22 protein-coding genes and 1 riboswitch are annotated in these 23489 nt (G+C 45.7%); of the genes, 15 read left to right on the top strand and 7 right to left on the bottom strand.

The window, feature by feature from the left end; genetic code table 11:
* Nucleotides 1–66: 66 nt before the first annotated feature.
* From DWX43_RS05210 to DWX43_RS05195, 4 genes are all read right to left on the bottom strand, one after another.
* Nucleotides 67–1488, bottom strand: coding sequence for an MFS transporter (locus DWX43_RS05210; protein ID WP_118619250.1), 1422 nt, complete (start codon nucleotides 1486–1488; stop codon nucleotides 67–69).
* Nucleotides 1489–1504: 16 nt separating this feature from the next.
* The gene (locus DWX43_RS05205; RefSeq protein ID WP_118619249.1) at nucleotides 1505–2647 is read right to left on the bottom strand and encodes a uroporphyrinogen decarboxylase family protein; all 1143 of its coding nucleotides are present in this window, start codon (nucleotides 2645–2647) and stop codon (nucleotides 1505–1507) included.
* Nucleotide 2648: 1 nt separating this feature from the next.
* A complete protein-coding gene (locus DWX43_RS05200; RefSeq protein WP_118619248.1) occupies nucleotides 2649–3047 on the bottom strand; it encodes a hypothetical protein in 399 nt (132 codons plus the stop codon).
* A 201-nt stretch (nucleotides 3048–3248) separates the two neighbouring features.
* Entirely contained in the window at nucleotides 3249–4295 is a 1047-nt protein-coding gene (locus DWX43_RS05195; protein WP_118619247.1) for a LacI family DNA-binding transcriptional regulator, read from the bottom strand.
* 497 nt (nucleotides 4296–4792) lie between these two features.
* On the opposite strand from DWX43_RS05195, the gene DWX43_RS05190 reads away from it, so the two are divergent.
* A complete protein-coding gene (locus DWX43_RS05190) occupies nucleotides 4793–5815 on the top strand; it encodes a sugar kinase (RefSeq protein ID WP_118619246.1) in 1023 nt (340 codons plus the stop codon).
* 75 nt (nucleotides 5816–5890) lie between these two features.
* Here the strand turns inward: DWX43_RS05190 and DWX43_RS05185 are convergent, their stop codons facing one another.
* Complete coding sequence (locus DWX43_RS05185; protein WP_118619245.1) at nucleotides 5891–7387, bottom strand: tagaturonate reductase; 1497 nt, start codon at nucleotides 7385–7387, stop codon at nucleotides 5891–5893.
* Nucleotides 7388–7468: 81 nt separating this feature from the next.
* The gene (locus DWX43_RS05180) at nucleotides 7469–8950 is read right to left on the bottom strand and encodes an altronate dehydratase family protein (protein WP_118619243.1); all 1482 of its coding nucleotides are present in this window, start codon (nucleotides 8948–8950) and stop codon (nucleotides 7469–7471) included.
* 289 nt (nucleotides 8951–9239) lie between these two features.
* On the opposite strand from DWX43_RS05180, the gene DWX43_RS05175 reads away from it, so the two are divergent.
* From DWX43_RS05175 to DWX43_RS05120, 12 genes are all read left to right on the top strand, one after another.
* The gene (locus DWX43_RS05175; protein ID WP_118619241.1) at nucleotides 9240–10247 is read left to right on the top strand and encodes a LacI family DNA-binding transcriptional regulator; all 1008 of its coding nucleotides are present in this window, start codon (nucleotides 9240–9242) and stop codon (nucleotides 10245–10247) included.
* A 162-nt stretch (nucleotides 10248–10409) separates the two neighbouring features.
* Nucleotides 10410–11837, top strand: coding sequence for a glucuronate isomerase (uxaC, locus tag DWX43_RS05170; protein WP_118619239.1), 1428 nt, complete (start codon nucleotides 10410–10412; stop codon nucleotides 11835–11837).
* Nucleotides 11838–11993: 156 nt separating this feature from the next.
* Complete coding sequence (locus DWX43_RS05165; RefSeq protein WP_118619237.1) at nucleotides 11994–12548, top strand: RNA polymerase sigma factor; 555 nt, start codon at nucleotides 11994–11996, stop codon at nucleotides 12546–12548.
* Entirely contained in the window at nucleotides 12541–13290 is a 750-nt protein-coding gene (locus tag DWX43_RS05160; RefSeq protein ID WP_118619235.1) for a hypothetical protein, read from the top strand. Before DWX43_RS05165 ends, DWX43_RS05160 begins: the two co-directional genes overlap by 8 nt.
* On the top strand, nucleotides 13278–14180 hold the full coding sequence (locus tag DWX43_RS05155; protein WP_118619233.1) for an ABC transporter ATP-binding protein: 903 nt from the start codon (nucleotides 13278–13280) through the stop codon (nucleotides 14178–14180). Before DWX43_RS05160 ends, DWX43_RS05155 begins: the two co-directional genes overlap by 13 nt.
* Entirely contained in the window at nucleotides 14149–15264 is a 1116-nt protein-coding gene (locus DWX43_RS05150; RefSeq protein ID WP_118619231.1) for an ABC transporter permease subunit, read from the top strand. The genes DWX43_RS05155 and DWX43_RS05150 overlap by 32 nt, the downstream gene beginning before the upstream one ends.
* A gap of 59 nt (nucleotides 15265–15323) precedes the next feature.
* Nucleotides 15324–16034, top strand: a complete 711-nt coding sequence (locus tag DWX43_RS05145; protein WP_109729552.1) for a response regulator transcription factor — start codon at nucleotides 15324–15326, stop codon at nucleotides 16032–16034.
* 105 nt (nucleotides 16035–16139) lie between these two features.
* Complete coding sequence (locus DWX43_RS05140; protein WP_118619229.1) at nucleotides 16140–17066, top strand: ABC transporter ATP-binding protein; 927 nt, start codon at nucleotides 16140–16142, stop codon at nucleotides 17064–17066.
* On the top strand, nucleotides 17060–17836 hold the full coding sequence (locus DWX43_RS05135; protein ID WP_118619227.1) for an ABC transporter permease subunit: 777 nt from the start codon (nucleotides 17060–17062) through the stop codon (nucleotides 17834–17836). The genes DWX43_RS05140 and DWX43_RS05135 overlap by 7 nt, the downstream gene beginning before the upstream one ends.
* Before the next feature lie 60 nt (nucleotides 17837–17896).
* Nucleotides 17897–18808, top strand: a complete 912-nt coding sequence (locus DWX43_RS05130) for a HAMP domain-containing sensor histidine kinase (protein ID WP_118619225.1) — start codon at nucleotides 17897–17899, stop codon at nucleotides 18806–18808.
* Between the two features lie 98 nt (nucleotides 18809–18906).
* Nucleotides 18907–19818 (top strand): DMT family transporter, encoded by a 912-nt coding sequence (locus DWX43_RS05125; protein ID WP_109729548.1) that lies wholly within the window; start codon nucleotides 18907–18909, stop codon nucleotides 19816–19818.
* A complete protein-coding gene (locus tag DWX43_RS05120; RefSeq protein ID WP_118619223.1) occupies nucleotides 19815–20750 on the top strand; it encodes a tRNA-dihydrouridine synthase family protein in 936 nt (311 codons plus the stop codon). Before DWX43_RS05125 ends, DWX43_RS05120 begins: the two co-directional genes overlap by 4 nt.
* 69 nt (nucleotides 20751–20819) lie before the next feature.
* Here the strand turns inward: DWX43_RS05120 and DWX43_RS05115 are convergent, their stop codons facing one another.
* Nucleotides 20820–21425 carry a manganese efflux pump gene (locus DWX43_RS05115; protein ID WP_181368551.1) on the bottom strand — a complete coding sequence of 202 codons (606 nt, stop codon included), beginning with the start codon at nucleotides 21423–21425 and terminating at the stop codon, nucleotides 20820–20822.
* A gap of 106 nt (nucleotides 21426–21531) precedes the next feature.
* On the opposite strand from DWX43_RS05115, the gene DWX43_RS05110 reads away from it, so the two are divergent.
* Both DWX43_RS05110 and DWX43_RS05105 read left to right on the top strand, forming a co-directional pair.
* The gene (locus DWX43_RS05110; protein ID WP_118619219.1) at nucleotides 21532–22656 is read left to right on the top strand and encodes a M23 family metallopeptidase; all 1125 of its coding nucleotides are present in this window, start codon (nucleotides 21532–21534) and stop codon (nucleotides 22654–22656) included.
* A 130-nt stretch (nucleotides 22657–22786) separates the two neighbouring features.
* Nucleotides 22787–23131: a hypothetical protein gene (locus tag DWX43_RS05105; protein ID WP_118619217.1), complete on the top strand. Its 345-nt coding sequence runs from the start codon at nucleotides 22787–22789 to the stop codon at nucleotides 23129–23131.
* 192 nt (nucleotides 23132–23323) lie between these two features.
* A riboswitch (NiCo riboswitch) is annotated at nucleotides 23324–23429 on the top strand.
* Nucleotides 23430–23489: the final 60 nt, after the last annotated feature.

The raw sequence follows: 23489 nt of genomic DNA, 5'->3' as shown, positions 1-23489 counted from the left end.
GGGAGCCGGCGACAGATACTGCCGCCGGCTCCCGGCCTTCTAGTGGTATATATGCCATTAAAATTATTATTTATGCGATTGCTGCAGCTCCTGTTTCTTGGCTGCATTCTCAGTCTGTATTTTCAGCATCATGGTTCCGTCCAATGGGTAGAATTTCATGGAAACCAAAGAAACCACATGACAGAGGGCCGGAATACCAAACATACAGAGCATAAGGGTAAGATGCAAAGTAGGTTCTGCAGGGACGTCGGGGGTGATAACCTTATTTCCATATCCGGCAATGGCCAGGGCAATCCCTAGAATGAATGTGCTTAAAGAAGACACGAACTTATCGGCAAAGGAGAATAAGGAACCTACCATACCGGGGATGTACCGCCCTGAGCGGTAAAGCTCATAATCTGTACAGTCCGCAATCATCGGGTTGGACAGATACACGGACACAGTAGAGAAAGCACGTTCCAGCATAATTAAAATTAACAGTGGAATTCCATAGCTGCTATCCGGACGGAGAAGGATAATTCCGATGATGGAGCAGAGGGAACAGACATTGGCAATGACATAGATCTTTTTCATGCCTTTCTTCCGTGCAATCATAGGCCCTGCCAGATTAGCTAAAATCGTAGGCAGGATAGCTGCAGTTGCCAGTGTTCCCTGCATGGAGCTGTTAACTAAAATATTGGCATAGAAATAAACGACAGTAGAATTATAAATCATCCATCCAATTTTTTCTGTATTAGCTGAGATCATCAAAAACCGTAGTCCTTTGTTAGCGATGAGTAGCCTGCCAAATTCCTTTAAAGAAAATTTATTGGTATTCTTTTTGCCAAATCCAAAGAATTCGGTACGGTCTTTTTCCCATATACCTGTAATCGCCAGCAGGGTAAAGATAATCTGGATTGCAACAGCAATGAAGACAATCTTTCTCCAGACAAGAGGGTTGAGAAGTCCATTCTCATAACGGGGTGCCAGAATGGTAGTAAGCAAAAGGCTCAGGCCTGCATTTACTACAGAGGAGGCGATACTGTCAAAAACGGTAAAAAGCGGCCGCTGGCCAGGGTCGTTTGTAAGGGCTGTCTGGCCGCCTTTGGTCACGCAAGTCTGACAAGTGTAGCCGATGATATAAAAGGCATAAAATCCGATAATATAAATCAGTTTTGCTATAGTGGACATGTTTTGAGGGCAGAAGAAGATGGCAATCATGGACACGTTCATAATGATAGAGCCAATTACCATATAAGGCCGGTATTTACCGAATTTGCCGTCAGTATGGTCAATCAGGAACCCTACAATTGGGTCGGTGACTGCATCAAAAATCCGCATTCCAGTAGCGATTCCGCCAACAAGTACTGAAGCCATCCCAAGAATATTCTGGGTAAACACCATGAAGAATGCCATCATAGCAAGATTTGTATTAGTAGCAGAATTATTGAAAGAGAAAAAGGCCACCTGCCATACCTTTGCCCGATTTATTTTCCCGTTATTTTCCATTTTATAAACTATCCTCCTATTCGTATTTAGCGGCTTTCCTTGCTCCTCTAAGCATAGCCTTTACATTTTCAAGCGGCGTGCCAATCTCTAGGTAATCGGAGCAGGCAAAGATATAATGACCGTTCTGCTTGCCAATCATCATTTGCGCATAAGCTTCCTTTTCAATTTCTTCTGGTGAGGCTTCTTTTAAGAAATGTATCTGGTCAAAATTTCCGGAAAGAATCAAAGAGTCCTGGAAATATTCTTTTGCCTCAGACAGGACATTGTCTCCCTGAGGATTTGCTGATACAGTTTCCCAGACAGTGATTCCCAGCTTCTTGTATTCTGGATAAAGTACCTTTGCGTTCCCACAGTTGTGGTAAATAGTCGGTTTCCCACAGCGGATGAGAGGTTCTAAGGCACGGCGTTCATAAGGGAGGACGAATTCGTCAAAGTATTCGTCATTCATAATAGCACCATTGGCAATGTTCCCCTGGACTCCTACTGCATCGAAGTCGCTTCTCGCATAAATCTTGTTTTCTTCTTCCACCAGATCTGTGAAGAAATTCATATATTCCTCATAGTATTCCTCCTCACCCAGTGCATCACAGAGCATATCCTGCACATCCATGTATGTCGAAACCAGATTATAGACACCGCCGATGCTCCATGGGCAGGTGATTCCAAGATCTCCTACCTCCGCCCTGGAGATTTTCCCCTGCTTCAGGATGAAATCTTCCTCCGCGGCAGAGTGTCTGGGGCAATATTCTTTAAAGGCATAGAAATCGTCTTCATCTTTGATGAGATATTCTACTGTACTGAAATGGATGCCGGAAAGGATCTTTTCATTGTAGCTAGCCGCTGCAACCTGCTCCATGGTGCGCTTTGGAGTCTCTACTTTGGTTCGGCGAACATAGTTATTTCCTTCTTTTCCTTCGGAGATATGTACTTTCCAGTTCTCCGTGCTATTTTTAAGAAAATAAGGAATTGGATTGATGTACTGCCGTGTGATGAGGTCAAAATCCAGCTCTTTTGCCAGCTGGACAGCATCATACAGACGGCTGGTATCCTTCTTATCAAAATACCAAGACAGATATTCTTCCTGTACAAAGGGGCTTACGGGCACCTGATCCGGGATTTCTCCTTGTAATACACATAATAAACGTTCTCTTGAAGTCATGTCAATTCTCCTTTTTCTTATTATAATTTTGCTGAATCATCTGTATCTCCCTGGCAGTGGCGGGTTCGTTGACCGTATGGCTCATATCCCGGTTCTCCGTAATCAGAATCCGTGTTCCTTCGGTCAGAATCAGAATATGTGGTTCGCCCTTTTCTACCAGATAAATATCCCCCTGTACAAGGCTGGCAATGCTGCAGCCGCCATTGGGGGAACGGAGAGCCAAATATGCTTTCCCCTCAAGTAATGCAAAAGCCTCGTCGGAATCCACATGAATTCCCCATTGCTTAACGGATGAGAGACCATTCTGACTTTCTTCATAACTGTGATAGGCCATCCGCCATCCGCCGCTTTCTAAAAATACCCCAAAACCCTGTCGGTCAATCCATGAATATTCTTTCATAAATAGTCCTTCTTTCTTTTATACTCCCACAGGCAATTGCTGTGGGGCGTTTGAAATAAAATACGTTTTACTATAACGTTTTACTAAAACAATTATATATCGCATGGGGCAGAATTGTCAACTGCATATTTATACTAAAATTTGATGGGGGTTTTTATGCAGAATGCTGAAAAAAACAGCTCCGGATATCCGGAACTGTTTTTAAGATATATAAAAGATGTGGTTGCTTTTCAAGACAATGCCTACAGGAAGACAGACATTTTTCTGCTCCAATTCCGCATTTGTCAGGTAGCGGTATAAAATCTCTACGGCAGCTTCGCCCTGTTCTACATTATATTGGTAAATAGAGGCATTAATCGTTCCATTCTGAAAGTAAGGACCTAATTCCTCGAACACATCCGTACCTACCAGACAGATATCCTGCCTTCCCATCTCCTCGAGAATCTTACAAATAGAATATGTGTTCCGTGCGGTGCAGGAAAAGATGCCGATAATGGGTTCTTCTTGTAGTACTTGTTCGCAGACGGCCCTTATTTCTCCCATGCCAAAGCCATCTGCAAGGATTAACCTTTCACGGTTCCCCCTATCTGTCTCATAACGGATGAAGCCTTCAGAATAATTTTTGTTGCTGAAAATTCCTTGGTTGCCGGTAAGGATGAGCAGTTTTCCATCCTGATGCTGAAGGGTCAGGTCAAGGTATTCTGCGGCCAGCTGCCCTGCAATCCCGTGATCTACCCGTATACTGCAGAGGCAGTCAGGAGGATTGCTGTAACTGGAAACTGTAATAACCATAACGCCCTGACGGTGAAAACGCTGAATCCATTTCCCGGTTTCCTCATCGTCGGAAACCGTGATTATCCCGTTAATATCGTCCAGAATCGTGTCAAAGAGGTTCTGGAGTTCCAGAGAAATATGTTTCAGGCCGTAATTGGATTCTATATACCGGAATTCTATCTTATAGGCCATGAGCTTTTCTGCCGCAAGGCGGATGCCCTTCCACAGCCCCCGGAAATAAAAACGTTCATCGCCTTCACTTTTTGGAAGGACCACTGCGATGACCAGCGTTTTCCGCTTCAGAGAAGCAGCCGCTGAGTCAATCTGATAATGTGTGCGTTCGATTTCAGCGAGAATTCGCTCTCTGGTCTTGGCACCGACGCCTTCCTTTCCATGGATAACCCGATGGACAGTACCCAGAGAAACACCTGTATTCTGCGCAATTTCTTTTATGGTAACTTTTTCATTAGCCATGTCGGTTCATGTCCCCTATCTTGCTTCAATTGCCTGATACATAGCATCAGGGCTACACTTATGTTTCTCATTTTAGCGTGTTCTTATCGTAGATGCAACTATTAAATTTGCTGCCATTGTTTTGTGCTGCGTCAAAAATCATTTAAGACGTGGATGTATATCCGGGGACCTCCTTTTTTCCCATAGGGAACGCAAAAATAGTAAATTAGTCTTGACATCTGGAAAATTGTAGATAATAATAAAAAAAGAAAGTTTCACAATATGGCACAACGTTCTACATTATGGAACTAACAATACGGATAAGAGATACATATCAACAGACTGTTTATCTTGCAAGATTGGCAATACATCAATGGACGAGGTTACAAAATTGACGGGTGGAGACGCGTCAGGCCGTGTCCAGAGATAATATATCTTTTAACTCTTTTTTGCCAAAGGTACTGCAAGTGATTGTATTGCCTTTTCCCAAAAAGGCTGGTTAAGAAAGGAGCAATTTTATGGAAAACCGAGAATTTGAACTCTTAACTCTTGGAGAACTTCTGCTCAGGCTGTCTCCTCCGGACAATGAAAGAATCGTAAGAGGAGACAGCTTTGACAAGCGCATTGGGGGAGCTGAGCTGAATGTGGCCTCCGGTGTATCCCTCCTTGGGCTTAGAACGGGGATAATATCAAGGCTGCCGGCTAATTCGCTAGGTACTTTTGCAAAGAATAGGATACGTTTCTGCGGGGTCAGTGATGATTACCTCGTCTATGATGAAGATAAAGATGCAAGACTGGGAGTCTATTATTACGAAAACGGCGCTTATCCAAGGAAACCGGGTATTGTGTATGACAGGAATTACAGTTCGATCAATAAACTTTCGATTGATGATTTCCCGGAAAAATTATATTCATCGGCAAGATGCTTCCACGTAACCGGGATTACGCTGGCTTTAAGTATGCAGTGCAGAGAGACTGCCATTGAGATGATTAAGAAATTCAAGGCAGCAGGAACCTTGATTTCATTTGACGTAAACTTCCGTGGAAATCTTTGGTCAGGATCGGAAGCGAAGGAATGCATTGAGAAAATCCTTCCTTATGTAGATATTTTCTTCTGTTCTATAGATACTGCAAAACTAACATTCTTAAAGAGCGGAGAACCTAGGGAGATTATGAAGAGCTTTACGGATGATTATCCCATTTCTGTAGTGGCATCCACCCAGAGAATCGTCCATAGCCCGAAACGCCACACCTTTGGTTCTATCATATATGATGCCAAAAAGGATACATTCTATGAGGAAGAGCCCTACCGCAATATCGAGGTCATAGACCGGATTGGAAGCGGGGATGCCTATATTGCAGGGGCATTGTATGGAATATTGAAATATAAAGACTGCTGCAGGGCCGTTGAATATGGCAATGCAACAGGCGCAGTGAAAAACACAATTCCCGGAGACCTGCCATCTTCCGATTTAGAAGAAATTGAGAGAATAATCGCAGACCACAAGCAAGGCGGCAAAACGCTCGAAATGGATAGATAATATAAAAAAGTCTTCAAAAAAGTCCGATTGTACAGCAATCGGACTTTTTTGTCTAATAGAAAGTGAAAGATTATATTAAATTGGAAAGAGATACTGCTGCATTGTGGCATAGGCGCCGTTTTCTTCTATATCTTTCAGGCAGGAAATGACAGCGTCTTGGAATCCAGAGAGGGCTGTCAGGTCTTCGCCCCAAAAACTGATGTTGCTTAATACGGCGTTGGCGTAATCTTCAGCGGGATCGTCTTTGTGGGCGAAGAAGAAGTCCAGTATGTCTTTATCATCCTGAATTTTGTATTCTTTGCTGTCTTTGCGTATGCCGATCATTGTATTTTCTTCCATGCGTGTGCCGCGGTAGAAGGCAAGATAGAAGGCAAAGGAGGCAGTAATACAAGGAGGGAGTGACTTGGTGCTTTCAATATAGCCTTTCAGGGATGGCAGGACACGGGCTTTCCATTTGGAGGTTGAGTTTAGGGAAATGGACAGCAGGGCGTGATCAATGAATGGATTCTTGAAACGCTCTGTCACGGAGGCAGCGAATCCTTCCAGCTCATCTTTTGGCAAGGTCAGCGTTGGGATGATTTCATCATAAATAGTCTTGTTCATGAATCCCTGGATGACGTTGTCCTCCATGCAGTCTCTTACGATATCCTTCCCCGCAAGATATGCACCTAACACAAAAGAGGTGTGTGCGCCGTTTAGGATGCGGACCTTGCGCTGCTTGTAAGGCTTGTGGTCGTCAGTAATGAGCACGGGCAGACCGGCTTCCTCAAAAGGAAGTTCTTTCTTAAGAGACTCTGGTCCTTCAATTACCCAAAAGCCGAATATTTCTCCGGTGTCAATGAGGCTGTCATGATATCTGTTTTCTATGCAGAGAGTTTCTGCCTCATTTCTCGGATAGCCAGTTACGATTCGGTCTACAAGCGTTGAGCAGAAGAGGTTCTCTTCTTTAAGCCAGTTTTCAAAATCAGCGCCGAGGTTCCATTGCTTTGCATATTGGAGCACGCATTTTTCCAGTTCTTTTCCATTGTTGTCGATTAGTTCACAGGAGAGTATGATAAATCCTTTTCCGGTTTCTTTTCCAAAAAGTTGAAAGCGTCTGTACATAAACTGTGTCAGCTTACCGGGATAGCTGGCAGCAGGTCTGTCCTCAAAATGACAGGAGGGGTCAAAGGTGATCCCAGCTTCTGTTGTATTACATGCGATAAAGCGCAGATTCACATTTTGGGCACATTCCATCAGGGCATCAAAATCCTGATAAGGATTCAGACAGCGGCTAACGCAGGAGATGATTCTTTTTGCATTTACTTTTGCACCATTTTCGAATCCCCGGAGGTACAGTGTGTAAAGCCCTTCCTGTTCGTTAATCATGTCAGCAAGTCCCTGGGCAATCGGCTGGCAGAGAACAACCTTTGAATGGAAACCTGCTTTTTCATTCATTACGTCGATAAAGTAGTCCACAAATGCACGAAGGAAGTTGCCCTCTCCAAATTGGAGAACCCGTTCCGGAGCATCCTCCAGAAAATAGCCGTCATAGTTCATTTTATTCAGTGTTTCATAGCATAATTTTTTCATGTTTGTTTCCTTTCTACTGTTTATTATACATAATCAAAAAGCTTATGCAGCTTTACATGGGTTTTGAAGAGTTACAAGCTGCTATAGAGTAACTCCCTGTTTGAAAATAGCCATATCGTGGAACCCGGCTGCCTCAGCTTTTACCTGTCTTCCTGACGCGACCTCGATAATATATTCAAAGAACTGAGCTGACATCTCTTCCATAGACACTCCTTCCACTAATGTGCCGCAGTTGAAATCAATCCAATTCTTCTTCTTGTGGTAAAGTTGAGAATTGCTAGAAATTTTTACTGTCGGTACAGGGGAGGCGAAGGGCGTCCCGCGGCCGGTTGTGAAAAGAACGATCTGTGCTCCTGAAGCAGCCAGTGCAGTGGAGGCTACAAGGTCATTCCCCGGTGCACTCAGCAGGTTCAGACCCCTTGAGGTGACCGGCTCACCGTACTGCAGGACGCCGCATACCGGGGCACTTCCTGACTTCTGCGTACATCCCATGGACTTATCTTCCAAGGAGGAGATTCCACCGCTCTTATTCCCCGGAGAGGGGTTCTCGTAAATGGTCTGGTTATGGCTTGTATAATAGTCTTTAAAATCATTAATCAGACGGACAGTCTGTTCGTAAATCTGCTCATTCTTGCAGCGGTTCATCAGTAATGTCTCGGCACCAAACATCTCTGGCACTTCTGTGAGGATTGTGGTACCGCCCTTGGAGATGAGCAGGTCAGAAAATGCCCCAACGACAGGGTTGGCAGTGATCCCGGAAAGCCCGTCAGAACCGCCGCATTTCATGCCGATGATCAGTTCGCTGCAGGAGATAGGTTCACGTTTATATGTCCGAACCTGAAGGGCAAGCTCTTCAATCAGCTTCAGGGCATCAGAAAGTTCATCCTCAGATTCCTGTGCTACAAGAAACTTTACACGGTTCTTATCATAATGGCCGATATACTTTTTTAAAACATCAATATTGCTGTTCTCACAGCCAAGACCGAGGACAAGTACACCTCCAGCGTTGGGGTGGTTAATCAGGTCAGCAAGGATGGTGCGGGTATGTTCCTGATCATCACCCATCTGTGAGCAGCCGTATGGATGGGGAAACGCTGCAATGTCCTCCACTGAACCTGACTTAAACTTCTGGGCGGCTTTCTCGATAGCGGCAGCTACATTATTAACACAGCCTACCGTAGGGATGATCCAGATCTCATTGCGGACACCGGCTTTACCATTTGGACGGCGGTATCCCTGGAAAAAACGTTCTTTAGTAGGGGCGATGTTGCATTCCTGAGGCTCATAAGAGTAGGTGAGATGCCCGCTCAGCCCGGTCTTCATATTGTGGGTGTGTACCCAGCAGCCTTGCTCAATCCTTTCCGATGCAATACCGATAGGGCAGCCATATTTGATGATCTTATCTCCGGCGTCAATCACTGCCAGTGAGAATTTATGGCCCTGCGGGATATCTTCCTTCAAAGACACATACTGCCCAAAAAAGGAGAGGTCTTTCCCGGCGGCCAACGGTGTCAGTGCAACAGCCACATTATCTTTTGGGTGGATTCTGATATAGTGATTCATAAAAAACTTCCTTTCATAATGAAATTGAATGGGATGTAAGCGCTTACACAAAGAATACACACCATTCTCTTAAAAGTCAATAAGAATGCCTTAGAAATTAGAAAAATATGCATATTTCACAAAAAAGCATATGAAAAATAGGCAATACAGACAAAGGGAAAAGTCTTGAAAGTATATATTCCATACAGTATAATGAATAGAATAATGTAAGCGTTTTCGGTGTTGTTCAGACAAAGGAATCGCAGTATTGTTTCTGTAGTTTACAATTATAAACGGCTAAGGAGAGAATATGAATATATATGATATTGCAAAGCTGTCAGGGGTATCTATTGCTACAGTTTCCAGAGTGGTGAACGGCAGTTCAAGGGTCAGCGAGAGGACAAAACAAAAAGTGCTGAAAGTAATGGAAGACAACGATTACACGCCGAACATATTTGCCAGAGGTCTGGGGCTTGATTCTATGCAGACAATTGGGATTGTGTGTCCGGATGTGGCAGATGTATTCGTAGCAAGTGTTGTTTCTTATCTGGAGAGGGACCTTAAGAATTATGGGTATGACTGTATACTATACTGCAGCGGCTATTCTAATGAGAAGAAGAAAAAGTCGGTTGAGACCATCAGACAGAAGAGGATTGATGCGTTGATTCTGGTTGGATCTACTTATATAGGAGATGGGAATACGGAAGAACATGTGGAGTATATCAAAAAGGCAGCGGAAGAAGTTCCCGTATTCCTAATTAATGGGCGGATTGCAGGGGAGAATATCTATAGCATATACTGTGCAGACCGCGAAGCCACCTATACGGCTGCGTCTGAAATGGTGGAGGCGGGATATGAGAAGATTCTTTTTCTCAGTGATTCTCATTCATATAGTGCGAATCAGAAGCTGGAAGGATATGAACAGGCGCTCAGGGATCATGGTATTCCAGTGCTGGGTCAGCGGAAGTTGTATATGAAGAATCAAGTCGATACGGTACGGGATATTCTTCTGGCGCGAAGAGATCTGGACTTTGATGCTGTACTGGCTACGGATGACGGACTGGCTGTCGGGGCAGTCAAATATGCCAATGCGAGAAAGCTGGACATACCGAAGGAAATAAACATCGTGGGGTATAATAATTCGGAGCTGGCCTTGTGCTGTGGGCCGGAGTTATCCAGTATTGACAATTTCCCGGAGAAAATGAGCAGCCGGACAATTGTGAATATGATGAAAGTGCTCCGGGGGAAAAAAGAGGAAGCACAGGCAGATGTGGAGATTCCCTGCACGCTGGTAAAAAGATGTACAACTTGTTTCTGATGAAGGAAAATGGAAAGCATGTTGTAAGTGCTTACAAATATGTAAAAATGACAAAGCTGAAAAAGAGTATTGACATTTTTACAATGTGTTATTAGAATGAAAAATGTAAGCGGTTACATTTAACGAGGTTGGGATGGGAATAGAAATATGGAGGATAAAAAGATGAGACAATTTATGGACAAGGATTTCCTGTTAAGCACAGAGACGGCAAGGACGCTCTATCATAAGCATGCAGCAAAGATGCCGGTTCTTGACTATCACTGCCATATCAATCCTGAGGAGATTGCAAAAGACAGGAAGTTTAATAATATCACACAAGTATGGCTGGGAGGGGATCACTACAAATGGCGTCAGATGCGTTCCAACGGTGTGGAGGAAAGATACATCACAGGCGATGCCACGGACTGGGAGAAGTTTCGAAAGTGGGCAGGGACTCTTGAACAAGCAATCGGGAATCCCCTGTACCATTGGAGTCACCTTGAACTGCGAAAATATTTCGGATATACAGGTGTCCTAAACAGCGATACCGCAGACGAAGTATGGAACCTTTGCAATACAAAGCTGCAGGAAGAGGGGATGAGTGTCCGCAGCCTGATCAGGCAGTCCAATGTGAAGCTGATCTGCACTACGGATGACCCCGCAGACTCACTGGAATGGCACAAAGTAATCGCGGAGGATGACAGCTTTCATGTGCATGTCCTGCCGGCATGGAGGCCGGACAAGGCGATGAACATAGAGAAGCCGGAATATCTGGATTATCTTAGAAAATTGGAAGAAGCAAGCGGACAGAGCATCCGTACCTTTGCAGATCTTAAGGTAGCACTGAAGAAGCGTATGGCATTCTTTGACTCTATGGGCTGCAGGGCATGTGACCATGCCTTGGAACATGTGATGTACCGTCCGGCTGCAGGGGAAGAGGTGGAAGCAATCTTTGCAAAACGCATGGGCAAAGCAGCGTTGGATAAGGAAGAAGAATTGAAATTCAAGACAGCCTTCATGCTCTTCGCAGGCAGAGAGTACCACCGCATGGGATGGGCGATGCAGCTTCATTACGGCACAAAGAGAGATAATAATACCTTGCGCTACAAGCAGCTTGGACCGGATACAGGATATGACTGTATCAATAATTATGCACCCTCTTCGGAATTGGCAGATTTCCTGAATGCACTGAATGCTAAAGACAAGCTTCCCAAGACAATCATTTACAGCCTGAATCCCAATGACAACGCTCTCATCGGAACTATCCTTGGATGCTTCCAGGATTCCACTGCAATTGGTAAGATCCAGCAGGGTGCTGCATGGTGGTTCAATGATCATAAAGCAGGAATGACGGAGCAAATGATCTCACTGGCCAATCTGGGGTTGTTGGGCAACTTTATCGGGATGCTCACAGATTCACGGAGCTTTCTGTCTTACACACGGCACGAATATTTCAGGAGAATCCTCTGTGAACTCATCGGCGGCTGGGTAGAGAATGGAGAATATCCGGCAGATATGAAAAGACTTGGCAGGATGATTGAAGATATCTCCTATAATAATGCGGTAAGGTACTTTGGATTTGAAGAAGTCCTGTCGGATGAACTAGTTTGACGGGGAATGGGAATGGCCTTGTAAGGCCATTCCCATTCCCCGTCAAGCGTCCTATCCAATCCAAATAAAAAAAGTTTTTCATAAAATAAATCCTTTGGGAAAGAAAATGGGTTATATTAGTGTAAGGCGTTTTACAGTGAGGAAAGGAGGACGTTTATGGACGATAAGGAGCTGGTCCGGCTGGTTCAGAGCGGGCAGAAAGAGTACTTAAATGAGATTGCCGGAAAATATTACGATGATATTTACTACTTCTGTACGTATCAGACCGGGAGCCGGGAAGATGCCTATGATCTGACCCAGGAAACGTTTCTCCGTTTTATCAGGTATGTGGACAGCTACCGGTACCGGAACCTGCCGGGGTATCTGCTCACCATAGCTATGAACCTCTGCCGGTCGTATTTTCACGGGTCAGGACGGACGCGTCTGGAACTTGAATACCGGGAAGAGGACAGGAGTAAAGATAACCAGAAAGAAAACAGGGGCGGCTCTGTAAAAATGGAAGGTCTGGAGGAGAGCCAGGTTCTGGCAGATGCACTCATGCAGCTTCCGGATATGCAGAGGGAGGCCGTACTGCTGCATCATTTTTATGGTTATAAGAACCGGGAAATTGCCCGTATGACAGGGGCATCCTATGCTGCGGTAAAGTCGAGGATTAATCAGGGGATTGACAAATTAAAGGACCTGCTGGATAAGGAGGATTTTTATGAGTAGCGGGAAAAAGAAATCATGGAGGTTTGAAATAGATGAGACAAGAAAACAGGAGGGGCTCATTCAGATCAAAAGGGCGGTGCAGGAAAAGAAGGTCAGGTATTACCCTTCCTTTCTGGCCTGTCTGATCGAACAGCTCCGGTACCAGACATGGTCTTTCTGGGTTTTGCAGGGCGGCATGCTGGTGCTTGCTTTGGTTCTGATCCGGTATTTGAACCTGCCGGGCGGCGATGGGGAGGCATCAATTACTGTATGCTCGCTTTTTATGGTCCTGACCGGCAATGTATGTTTAAGCGGGGTCAGCAGGCTGTTTTCCTGGCATATGGCGGAACTGGAGCAGACGCTGTACCTGAACCTGAGGCAGATGGTAAGTATCCAGATGCTTCTGGCAGGGATGATAGATTTGGCAGTGCTGGGCCTGCTCGTGATCTTCTGTGGCGGCAGGAGCGGGGCAGGGACGGGGGCATACCTGCTGTATATGCTGGTACCGTTTTTATGGTCTGATATCCTTTATCTGCATATGCTGACAGCCTTAAGGGGAGGTTTGAGGGGATACAGACAGCTTTCCGCGGGTGTCCTCAGTGGAATACTTGCTGTATTTCCTGTGTTTGTGGAAGAATCATATCATTTGGAATACCTGATGGTATGGGGGATCGCAGCGGCGGTGGGGGTCGGAGTCTTGATTCTTGAAATCCGCAGGCTGTTTGGAAAAATAGAAGGAGGTGAAGGACTGTGCCTGAATTAGTATTAGACAGGGTTACAAAACAGTTTCAGAATAAAATTGCAGTGGACCAGGTTTCACTGCGTCTTACCGAGGGGGTACATGGATTCCTTGGTGCGAATGGAGCCGGGAAGACGACACTGCTTCGGATGCTGTGTGGTGTTTTAAAGCCTTCAGCGGGAGAAATATTGTGCAATGGGGCACAAATCTGGGGGATGGACGGAGAATACCGGCATATGCTGGGATATCTGCCTCAGGATTTTGGGTATTACCCGGATTTTTCGGCAAAAAGATATCTGGAATATCTGGCTGCGTGCAAGGCGGTGCCGAAGGATCTGGCAAAGGATAAGGTACAGGAGGTGCTTCAGCTCGTAGGACTTTCGGGGGAACAGAAACACAAGATTAAAACCTTTTCCGGCGGGATGATCCGCAGGCTTGGAATCGCGCAGGCACTGCTCAATGATCCGGAGATCCTGATTCTGGATGAACCCACGTCCGGGCTGGATCCGAAGGAACGCATTCGTTTTAGAAATATTATAAGCGCGATGTCAAAGGGGAGGATCGTCATCCTGTCTACGCATATTGTGTCTGATGTAGAGTTCATCGCGGACCAGATCCTTCTGATGAAGCAGGGACGGATCGTGGAGCAGGGAACTTCCCGGGAAGTGACAAAGAGTGCAGAAGGCAGGGTATGGGAATATCTGGCCGGACCTGAAGAGGCGCAGAGGCTGAATGAGCAGTTTGCGGTTAGTAATTTAAAGAATGAAGGGGATCAGGTTTATTTACGGATCGTGGCGGACAGCTGCCCGTGTGAAGGCGCAGTAAACGCGGAACCGGGGCTGGAAGACGTATATCTGTATCATTTTAAGGAGGCAGCAGAGAATGTGGAAAATCTGGAAAGAAGAAATTTATAAAATCGCATCCCGCAAAATCATCTGGTGCGGTATACTCGTACTGCTGGCGTTCCTGACTTTCCGGCTGTGGACGATCCAGCAGGATTATGCGGTGACCATTGACGGGCAGACCTATTACGGGAAGACTGCGATAAGGAAGGATCAGGAACTGGCAAAAGAATATGCGGGACCTTTGACGGAAGAAAAGGTCAGGGCAATCTATGACCGGTTTGGGTTCTACTATTACGATGAAAAGATAGATAATTTTAGAGGGAACTTCTGCAATAAATATATTACGGAAAAAATGACGAACTACAGGCAGCTCATGGGTGACAATCCCGATGAGATCCAGTTTATGGAGGGCGAAGAGTGGGAAAACAATGCGGCGCCGCTTTTAAAGGGGGATGTACAGTTTGACTATGTCTATGGATGGGATGATATGGTGGAAACATATGGGATTACGATGATGCTGATGCTGAGCGTCATTCTGATCATCGGCCTGTCGCCTGTTTTCGCGGAAGAGTATACACTTCGGACGGCAGACATCCTTTTGACAACCAGGAGGGGCAAAAAGAGTGCCATATGGATGAAAATATCAGCGGCAGTCTTTTTTGCGGCGGCAGTGTACTGTCTGGCTTCTCTTTATATATGGCTGGCTTACCGGTATGTTTTCGGCACACAGGGACTGGATGCCTCCACGGTGTTATGCGGGGCACTGCCTTACCACGGGACTTACCCGAAAGAAATAGGGGCATTTTTTGTATTTATTTTTGTTTTGGGAGTGGCGGGAATCATCCTGCTTTCGGCGGTTGTGCTGGCAGTCTCAGCAATATGCCGGAACTCGTTTATGGCGGTAGTTGTTTCCATGATCGTATTTGTAATCCCGGTTGCATGGATAAAAATCTTTTCACCCATGTGGATACTGGGGAGAAAAGGGACCATGCTTGTGAATCATTTCATGCTGTCGCAGCCAGTTTATCTGCCGCTGGGCTGGGGATTCTCATTTCCAGAGGATGTAACTGTTATGCATCTGCTCATCGCACTGACAGTCACAGTTGTATGTATAACGACAGGCTACCACAAATATAGAAATTATCAGGGATAGGGGGCTTCCTTTCTTTCTGGGAATCGTGTACAATGATATTCGTGTGGAGGTAAACGGATATGGATAAACGCAGGATTCTCATTGTAGAGGATGACACAGATATCAATCATTTGCTGAAAAAAATTCTGGCAAAGAATGAATACGATACGGTTCAGGCGTTTTCAGGGACAGAGGCAAAGCTTCTGCTTCAGATGGAAACGCCTGATTTGATTTTACTGGACCTGATGCTCCCCGGAATGAGCGGGGAGGAACTAATCTCGGTGATCAGGGAAGAGATGGAACTGGATACCCCGGTCATAGTATTGTCGGCAAAGGCGGCGCTGGAGTCGAAAGTCCGGGCATTAAGAGGCGGCGCGGACGATTACCTGACAAAACCATTCGAGGCGGATGAGGTTCTGGCAAGAGTATATGCCGCCCTGAGGCGCTCCGGGACGAGGCAGAAAGGCGGTTCAGGAAAAGAGGAAAATGAAACAGAGGAGTATACATACAAAAAACTGCATCTTTTGCATAAATCCCGGAAAGTGACTGTAGGAGGGAAAGAGATTTCCCTGACCATGCATGAATATGACATCCTGTACCTTCTGATCAAGGACCCGGGGAAGGTATATTCCCGGGAAACGCTTTATGAACAGGTCTGGAACGGCGGCTATTACGGGGAGGACAACACCGTGAACGTACATGTCAGTAACCTGAGGAAGAAGCTTGCCAGCGCAGATGCAGGGGAAGAGTATATCAGGACCGTATGGGGAGTCGGTTTTAAAATGGCATAAAAGCATCTTTATGATTTCTTTAAACTTTCTTGAGGACTTATTAAAAGCCTCCCGGTTACAATCATTCATGTAAGCAGCAAAGTGAAATATGCGGAGGAATAAAAGATGAGAGAACATGTTATTGAAGCCAGAAGCCTGACTAAGAAATATGGCAGTGTAACGGCACTTAAGGACGTGGATATTACTGTCAAAAGAGGAGATATTTACGGCCTGATAGGAGATAACGGCGCCGGAAAAACGACTTTTTTAAAAATGCTGACCGGGCAGATATACCCGTCAGGCGGGGAAGTCCGCCTCTTCGGGGCCTACCCGGAAAAGGAACTTCAGAAGAACAGGAAACGCAGTGGGGCCATTGTGGAGTCACCGGGATTCTATCCAAAGCTCTCTGTGGAAAGAAATCTGGAATATTACCGTATCCAGAAAGGAATACCCGGGAAGGGAAAGGTAGAAGAGATCTTAAAGAGCGTAGGTCTGTGGGAAAAACGCAGGAAAAAAGGCGGAACACTTTCGATGGGCATGAAGCAGAGGCTCGGTCTGGGGATTGCACTTCTCGGGGAACCGGAGCTTTTAATACTCGACGAGCCTATCAACGGCCTTGACCCCAGTGGAATCATCGAGATGAGGAACCTGCTGCTACAGCTAAATCGGGAAAAAAACATAACAATCATTATTTCCAGCCACATTCTTTCAGAACTGGAACAGATCGCGACCATATATGGATTCTTAAGCCAGGGATGGCTGCTGAATGAGATTACGGCAGAACAGCTCCATGAGCAGTGCGCGGTCTATCTGGATATAGCGGTGACGGAACCGGAACAATATGCGGCGCTTCTGGAAAAGAAGTGGGAGGGTATCAGCTACAAGGTACTGCCGGATTCATCGTTCAGGATCAAGAGCCCTGAGATGACAGCAGATGCGTACAGCCTGCTGGCGGCGGAACATAAAATCGGGGTGCTGCGTCTTGAGCAGAAGCAGATGATGCTGGAAGAATACTATATGAATCTGAAGGAGAGGGGGAGATTGTCATGTTAAATTATATGAAGAGTGAATGCTACAGAGTGATCCACGGAAAAGAGCTGTATGTACTGACGGGTGTCTTATCCGGACTGACTGTCCTGATGAACGTCATTTTATATCTGTTCAACCGGTTTGTATTCGATTTCCCCTATGGTTCGATAAGATATTCATTAAATATACTATCCAGCAGTATGACAACCCTGCTGCTGGGCGGATTGCTTGTTACCAGCTTTGTGTTCTCAGAAGAGCACAAAAACGGGACATTGAAAAACGCAGTCTCTTTCGGCATCTCAAGAGGGCAGTTTTTCACTGCAAAATGTATCGTATGCTCGGCGGCATCCCTTGTCTGTATGGCAGTTGTACTGACGGTTTACTATGGAAGTGCCTACCTGCTCTTAGATGACCCCGGCGGAATCACTGTCATGGCCAGATTAAGGGGTGTTGCAGCGAACCTGCCTATGGCATTTGCAGCCGTCATCCTTACAGTGGCACTCATGTGTATGATCAAAAAAGAAATCCTTATGACGATCTGCTGGATGGCCGTCATATGGGTGATTCCTATGCTCAGCTTCATTGTGGGATTCAAGATAGAGTGGCTGAACAGGGCCGCAGAATGGATGCCTTGGAACTATCTGAAATTTGAAACCACTGTAAACATGACGCAGTACGAGTGCCTGTGGGATACGCCGGAGGGACTGGCAAAATGTCTGATCGCCGGTGTTATAGGAATTGCTGTATTCTATGTGGCGGGATATGTTGTCTTCAGAAAACGGGATATTGCATAGAGGATATGAAGCTGGTAATTGCATGGCGGATATGACATAAGGAAAGGAGCGTGTGCGGAAATGATCTATCTCATTTTGGCAGTAGTATGTTTTATAGCAATGTATTTCTGTATACGCTTTTTCCTGCTGAAAAAGGCGTTGGGGGAGGCGGCGCAGGAACTGCGGGAGATTACGGAAGATCTGGAAGAAAACCGCATTGTTAAGTTGCCATCACCGCAGGCCGAGATGGAAGTACTTTTGGAAGAAGTGAACCGGAATCTGGAGGAAATCCGAAGAATCCATGTGGGTTATCAGGAGAAAGAGCAGATGCTGCAAAGCCAGATCGAAAATATCAGCCACGACCTGCGGACCCCGCTGACATCGATTCTGGGGTTTCTGGACCTGATCGATGAGAGTTCCCTTAAGGTGGAGGACAGGGATTCCTTAGAGATTGTCAGGAAAAAAGCCCGCTCCATGAAAAGGCTGACCGCCCAGTTTTATGATCTTTCAAGACTAACGGCAGGAGACTATGAGCTGGAAGTCGGGAAAGCAGATGCCGGCAGAATCCTAAGGGAAACCACACTGGAGAGTTATCAGGAACTTGTCCGTAAGAATCTGGATGTCCGGCTTGATATACCGGATGAAGCAGTATTCGCACTGGCGGATGAGGCCGCGCTGGAAAGGATTTTTTCAAACCTGATTCAGAATGCACTCAGATATGCGGTTAGCATACTCAGAGTCAGCCTGAAGGAAGAGAAAAGCGGGATTACGGTTCTCATGGAAAATGACACGGAGCATCTGGATGCCGGTGAGGTGGATGCTCTGTTTGACAGGTTTTATACTGCTGACCATTCCAGAAGCGAAGGCAGTACCGGGCTGGGGCTTCCGATTGCCAGATATCTGGCGGAAAATATGGGAGGGGAATTAACAGCCTGCGTGAAGGTGCATGGCAGCAGAAAATGGCTTCAATTTTATTTGAAACTGAATAAATGAAGATATTTTACAAGCCTGAAAGGTGCAGATATAGTATAATAATGCCCGTGAGGTGATTAAATTTATGAAAAAAGAGACATGGACAGGGGGCAGACGTGATGAAGGATAAAAACGGGATGGGACATCTGGCGGCATTATTTACGATTGTAGTGTGGGGTACTACTTTTATTTCTACAAAGGTTCTGCTTCGGAATTTCCAGCCTGTGGAAATACTGATTATCCGCTTTGTGATCGGCTATATTCTGCTTTTTCTGGCAAAACCGGGACTCATAAGGCTGACAGACAGGAAGCAGGAATGGGTATTTGCAGCGGCAGGACTCTGTGGGATCTGCCTGTATTATCTTCTGGAAAATATTGCCCTGACATACACACTTGCCTCTAATGTGGGAGTGATTATTTCAGCGGCTCCGTTTTTCACGGCTATTTTAAGCAAGATTTTTTTAAAAGAAGACGGACATATGCGTGTATCATTTTTTCTGGGGTTTGCGGTAGCGATCGTGGGAATCTGTATGATGAGTTTCAGCGGGAGTGAAACCTTGAAGCTGAATCCGAAGGGGGACATTCTGGCTCTGGCTGCCGCTTTTGTATGGGCATGCTATTCTGTCCTGACGAAGAAAATCAGCGGATATGGATATTCTACAATTCAGAATACAAGACATATGTTCGGCTACGGGATTCTGTTCATGATACCGGCGGCAGTAGCATTTGACTTCCGTCTGGGACTGTCAAGACTGGCGGATCCTGTGAATCTTCTGAATATCCTTTTCCTTGGGGCGGGGGCATCTGCACTTTGCTTCGTAACATGGAACATGGCCGTACAGATACTGGGTGCAGTCCGCACAAGTGTCTATATTTACATCGTCCCGGTCGTAACGATTGTTACATCCGTGCTGATCCTGCATGAGAAGATCACAGGGACAGCGGCTTTAGGCGCGGGACTTACACTGGCGGGGCTGATTCTGTCAGAAGGAAAGATAGAGTTTAGAAAGGAACGGGAGTCTGCACTATGAGATTTTATTTCGCCCCTCTTGAAGGGATCAGCGGTTACATATACCGCAATGCATACCATACATATTTTGGAGAGATTGACAAGTATTTTATTCCGTTTATTATGCCGAACCAGTTCGGGCACCTCAGTTCGAAAGAGAAGAATGATATCCTGCCTGAGCACAATGAAGGGATGGCTGCCGTCCCGCAGATACTGACGAATTCGGCAGACGATTTCATCCGCACGGCAAGGAAGCTTAAGACATACGGGTACAGAGAAGTGAACCTGAATCTGGGCTGTCCTTCAAGAACTGTTGTCACAAAAGGAAGGGGCTCGGGGTTTCTTGCATTCCCCGATAAACTGGACCATTTTCTGGAAGAAATCTTTTCGGCGGCGGATATCCGTATCTCAATCAAGACAAGAATTGGAAAAGAGAGCCCGGAAGAATTTGACCATCTGCTGGAAATATACCAGAAGTACCCGTTAGCCGAGCTGATCATCCATCCAAGGCTCCAGACGGATATTTATAAAAATACACCGGACTGGGAAGTGTTTGGCAGGGCAGTTGGCTCATGCGGCTGCAATATCTGCTATAACGGGGATATTTTTTCCGTTCAGGATTACCGGCGGTTTGAGGAGGCTTTCCCGGATGTGGGCTGTGTGATGCTGGGCCGTGGAATTCTTTCGAATCCGGGACTGGTCTGTGAGATCAAAAATCATACACCACTTGAGAAATCGACCCTGAAGGCCTTTCATGACCGGATCTATGTAGATTACCAGAAGGTCTTAAGCGGTGACCGGACAATCCTGTTTAAAATGAAGGAGCTGTGGTTCTATATGGCGCCTTTGTTTACGAATTATGAGAAATATGCGAAGAAGATTAGAAAATCAGAGAAGCTTACGGTCTATGAAAAGGCGGTAGAAGCACTGTTTAGCGAACAGGAAATTGTATGAAAAACAGCACCGGGATGTGGATGATTACCCATTCCGGTGCTGTTTTTTTCATGCTGTAAAAACAGCATGTTAGAAAAACAGTTCATATGCCCCGAGCCCGACCAGTATCAGTCCGGAGATCACATCTGCCAGCTGGTCTGAGATCCGGGGAACCTTTGTCTTTCCAATGAAGTTTCCGGCATACAGAAAGACGACGGATACGATCAGTGACATGATTGCAGTGGGTACGAGCTTCAGTCCCGTAATACTGGCGCCGATCCCCATGCCGAAGTTATTAATAGAGAGAGCGAGCCCCAGAAATAATCCTTCTTTTAGCGTAAGCAGGGTTGCTTCGGCTGGCTCTTTTTTAGAAGAACTGGCTGAGAGTTCATTTGATTTTACTTCTGTTTTTTTACATTTCTTACTGAGAAAGCCGAAGAGAGACTTCAGTATATAGTACAGCCCCAGCCCGATTAAAAGGGCGCAGCCGATGGCCTGGGTAGAGGAAGCCGGAAGAAACTGTGAGATTTCTGTGCCCATAAGGATCGCGACGATAGTACCTGCCAGCGTGACGAGGCTGATAATGGTGCTCTTTAAAAGATCAATGTTCGATTTCTTAATCCCGTAGGACATTCCGACAATGAAGCTGTCTATATTAGCGGAAAGAGCGAATAAAAGTGATGATATAAGATGCATGGTCTGCTCCTGACACCATAAATGTTGTTTGTATTCAGTATATTCAGAAGAATTTGTTGCGTTCATGCCGCATAGACTATTAAGAGTTTATGGCAGGAGCATGTACATGCGAAAACGATTATTTTTCCCGGCAGGAATTGCGGCCGAAATCCTGCTGCTTCTCCTTGTGTTTTGTGTCTGGCAGGGGAGCGGGCAGAATCAGTCAGCAGATCAGGAAACAGCTGTTTCTGCCGGTGCACGCGGGATTGCGGAAGAAAACAGTGATGCAGCCGGCAGCGGCGGTGGAGAGAAGGCAGAGTATATCAAATGGGTGGAATTTAATGTTTCTTATGAAGCATTAAACCGCGCCTATACATATGACGTAGAAACATATCAGGAGGACGTCCATTTAAACTGGGTGGAACTGCTGGCGTATCTTGGGGCCAGATACGGCGGGGATTTTACAAGATATCAGGAAGCTGACATGACCCAGGCGGCAGAAAAGCTTCTCACGGGAGGGTCGACGATCGAGGAGATGACGGCCGATATGGAGTATTACGGCTATTACCGTGAGGCTTATGGTGCCGTTCTGGACGGTATGGTGGGGGAATATGAGATTGAGAAACCGGAAAGTGAAGATTCGGATAAAAAGGTATGGAAGAAATTTTACGGGCTGAAGGCATATTCTCCAATCGCAAAGACATTTCCCTATACAGATTATGATGATTTCGGGGTGTCCAGAAGCTATGGCTACAGGCGCAACCACTTAGGGCATGACATGATGGGACAGGTGGGAACCCCGATTGTTGCTTCCGAGTCCGGCTATGTGGCCGTAATGGGATGGAACCAGTACGGAGGCTGGCGCATCGGGATCAATAGTTTTGACGGGAAACGCTACTATTATTATGCACATCTGCGGCAGAATATCCCGTTTGCAGAATCACTGGAAGAAGGCGACGTCGTACAGGCGGGGGATGTAATCGGCTATATGGGCAGGACCGGGTACAGTACAACGGAAAATGTAAATAACATTGACACCTACCACCTTCATTTTGGACTGCAGCTGATTTTCGATGAAAGCCAGAGGGAGGGAAATCATGAAATATGGGTGGATGTGTACCCTCTTGTGAGGTTCCTTTCACAGAACCGCTCAGAAGTGGTAAGAAATGATGCCAGCAAAGAGTGGTACCGGAAATATAGTATGAAGGACCCGGCGGCAGAAAAATATCTAAAAAGTAATGAACAAAACTAAAATAAATAAAAAATAATGGATAATTAAAATTAAAGACAGAAATAATTATAAAAATATAATTAAAATATTGACTAATCGAAGCGTACGAGCTAATATAAAGATAACAAGAAAGACGAAGGGAGTGGAACCTATGTTAGAAAAATTATTTATTATTTTAATCTCGGCGCTGGCACTTTTAATTGTCTGCTGGATGCTCGCAGAGTACTGGCTCCGCTCTGTTAGGAAGCTTTCAGTAGAAAAGATATCCAGCCTTGGCATCCTGGATAGAATGGCATTCGCTTTTGAAGATTTCTGCGGAGGCGTGAACCATAAAAAAGATTTCCGGAGGATGCGTCTGGAGGAAGAGATGGGAAGCGTACCGACAGAGAGCCAGCGGGGTCCCCGTATCATGGAAGCAGCAGACAAAGAAGGGAAAAGCAGGGACACAGAATACATCAGGAAGGAAAAAAAGACCAGGATCAAGGCAAACATGTGATTTGACAAATTGACGAATTTGCCCCCCCTCATAGAGATGCGGCTGTTATCGAAATCTAATTTCTGTAACAGCCGCATCTATTTATGGAAGATTACATACAGAGAAAAATTCTCGTTATGAAAAATAATGATTGACAAAAAAGGGCGGATTGCATATTATAAAAGGAAACTCTTTGCACTGCATATTTATTCTACAGTACAAACTGAGCAGGCGATCCATACAGGGGTGATACTCAGTATGAATGGGGCCGGGCCGCGGACGCGGCAGCAGATGAACAGGAAGAATCTGTGGGACAGTTTACTACGAATGTTCCACAGGTTCTTTTTGTGTAAACGGAGTTAAAAATCCGCTTGCAGGA

It is taken from the genome of Clostridium sp. AF19-22AC, from assembly GCF_003479085.1.
Lineage (GTDB): Bacteria > Bacillota > Clostridia > Lachnospirales > Lachnospiraceae > Faecalicatena_A > Faecalicatena_A orotica.
The sequence above is the reverse complement of the archived record's forward strand: the minus strand, read 5'-3'. Positions and strand labels throughout refer to the sequence as shown.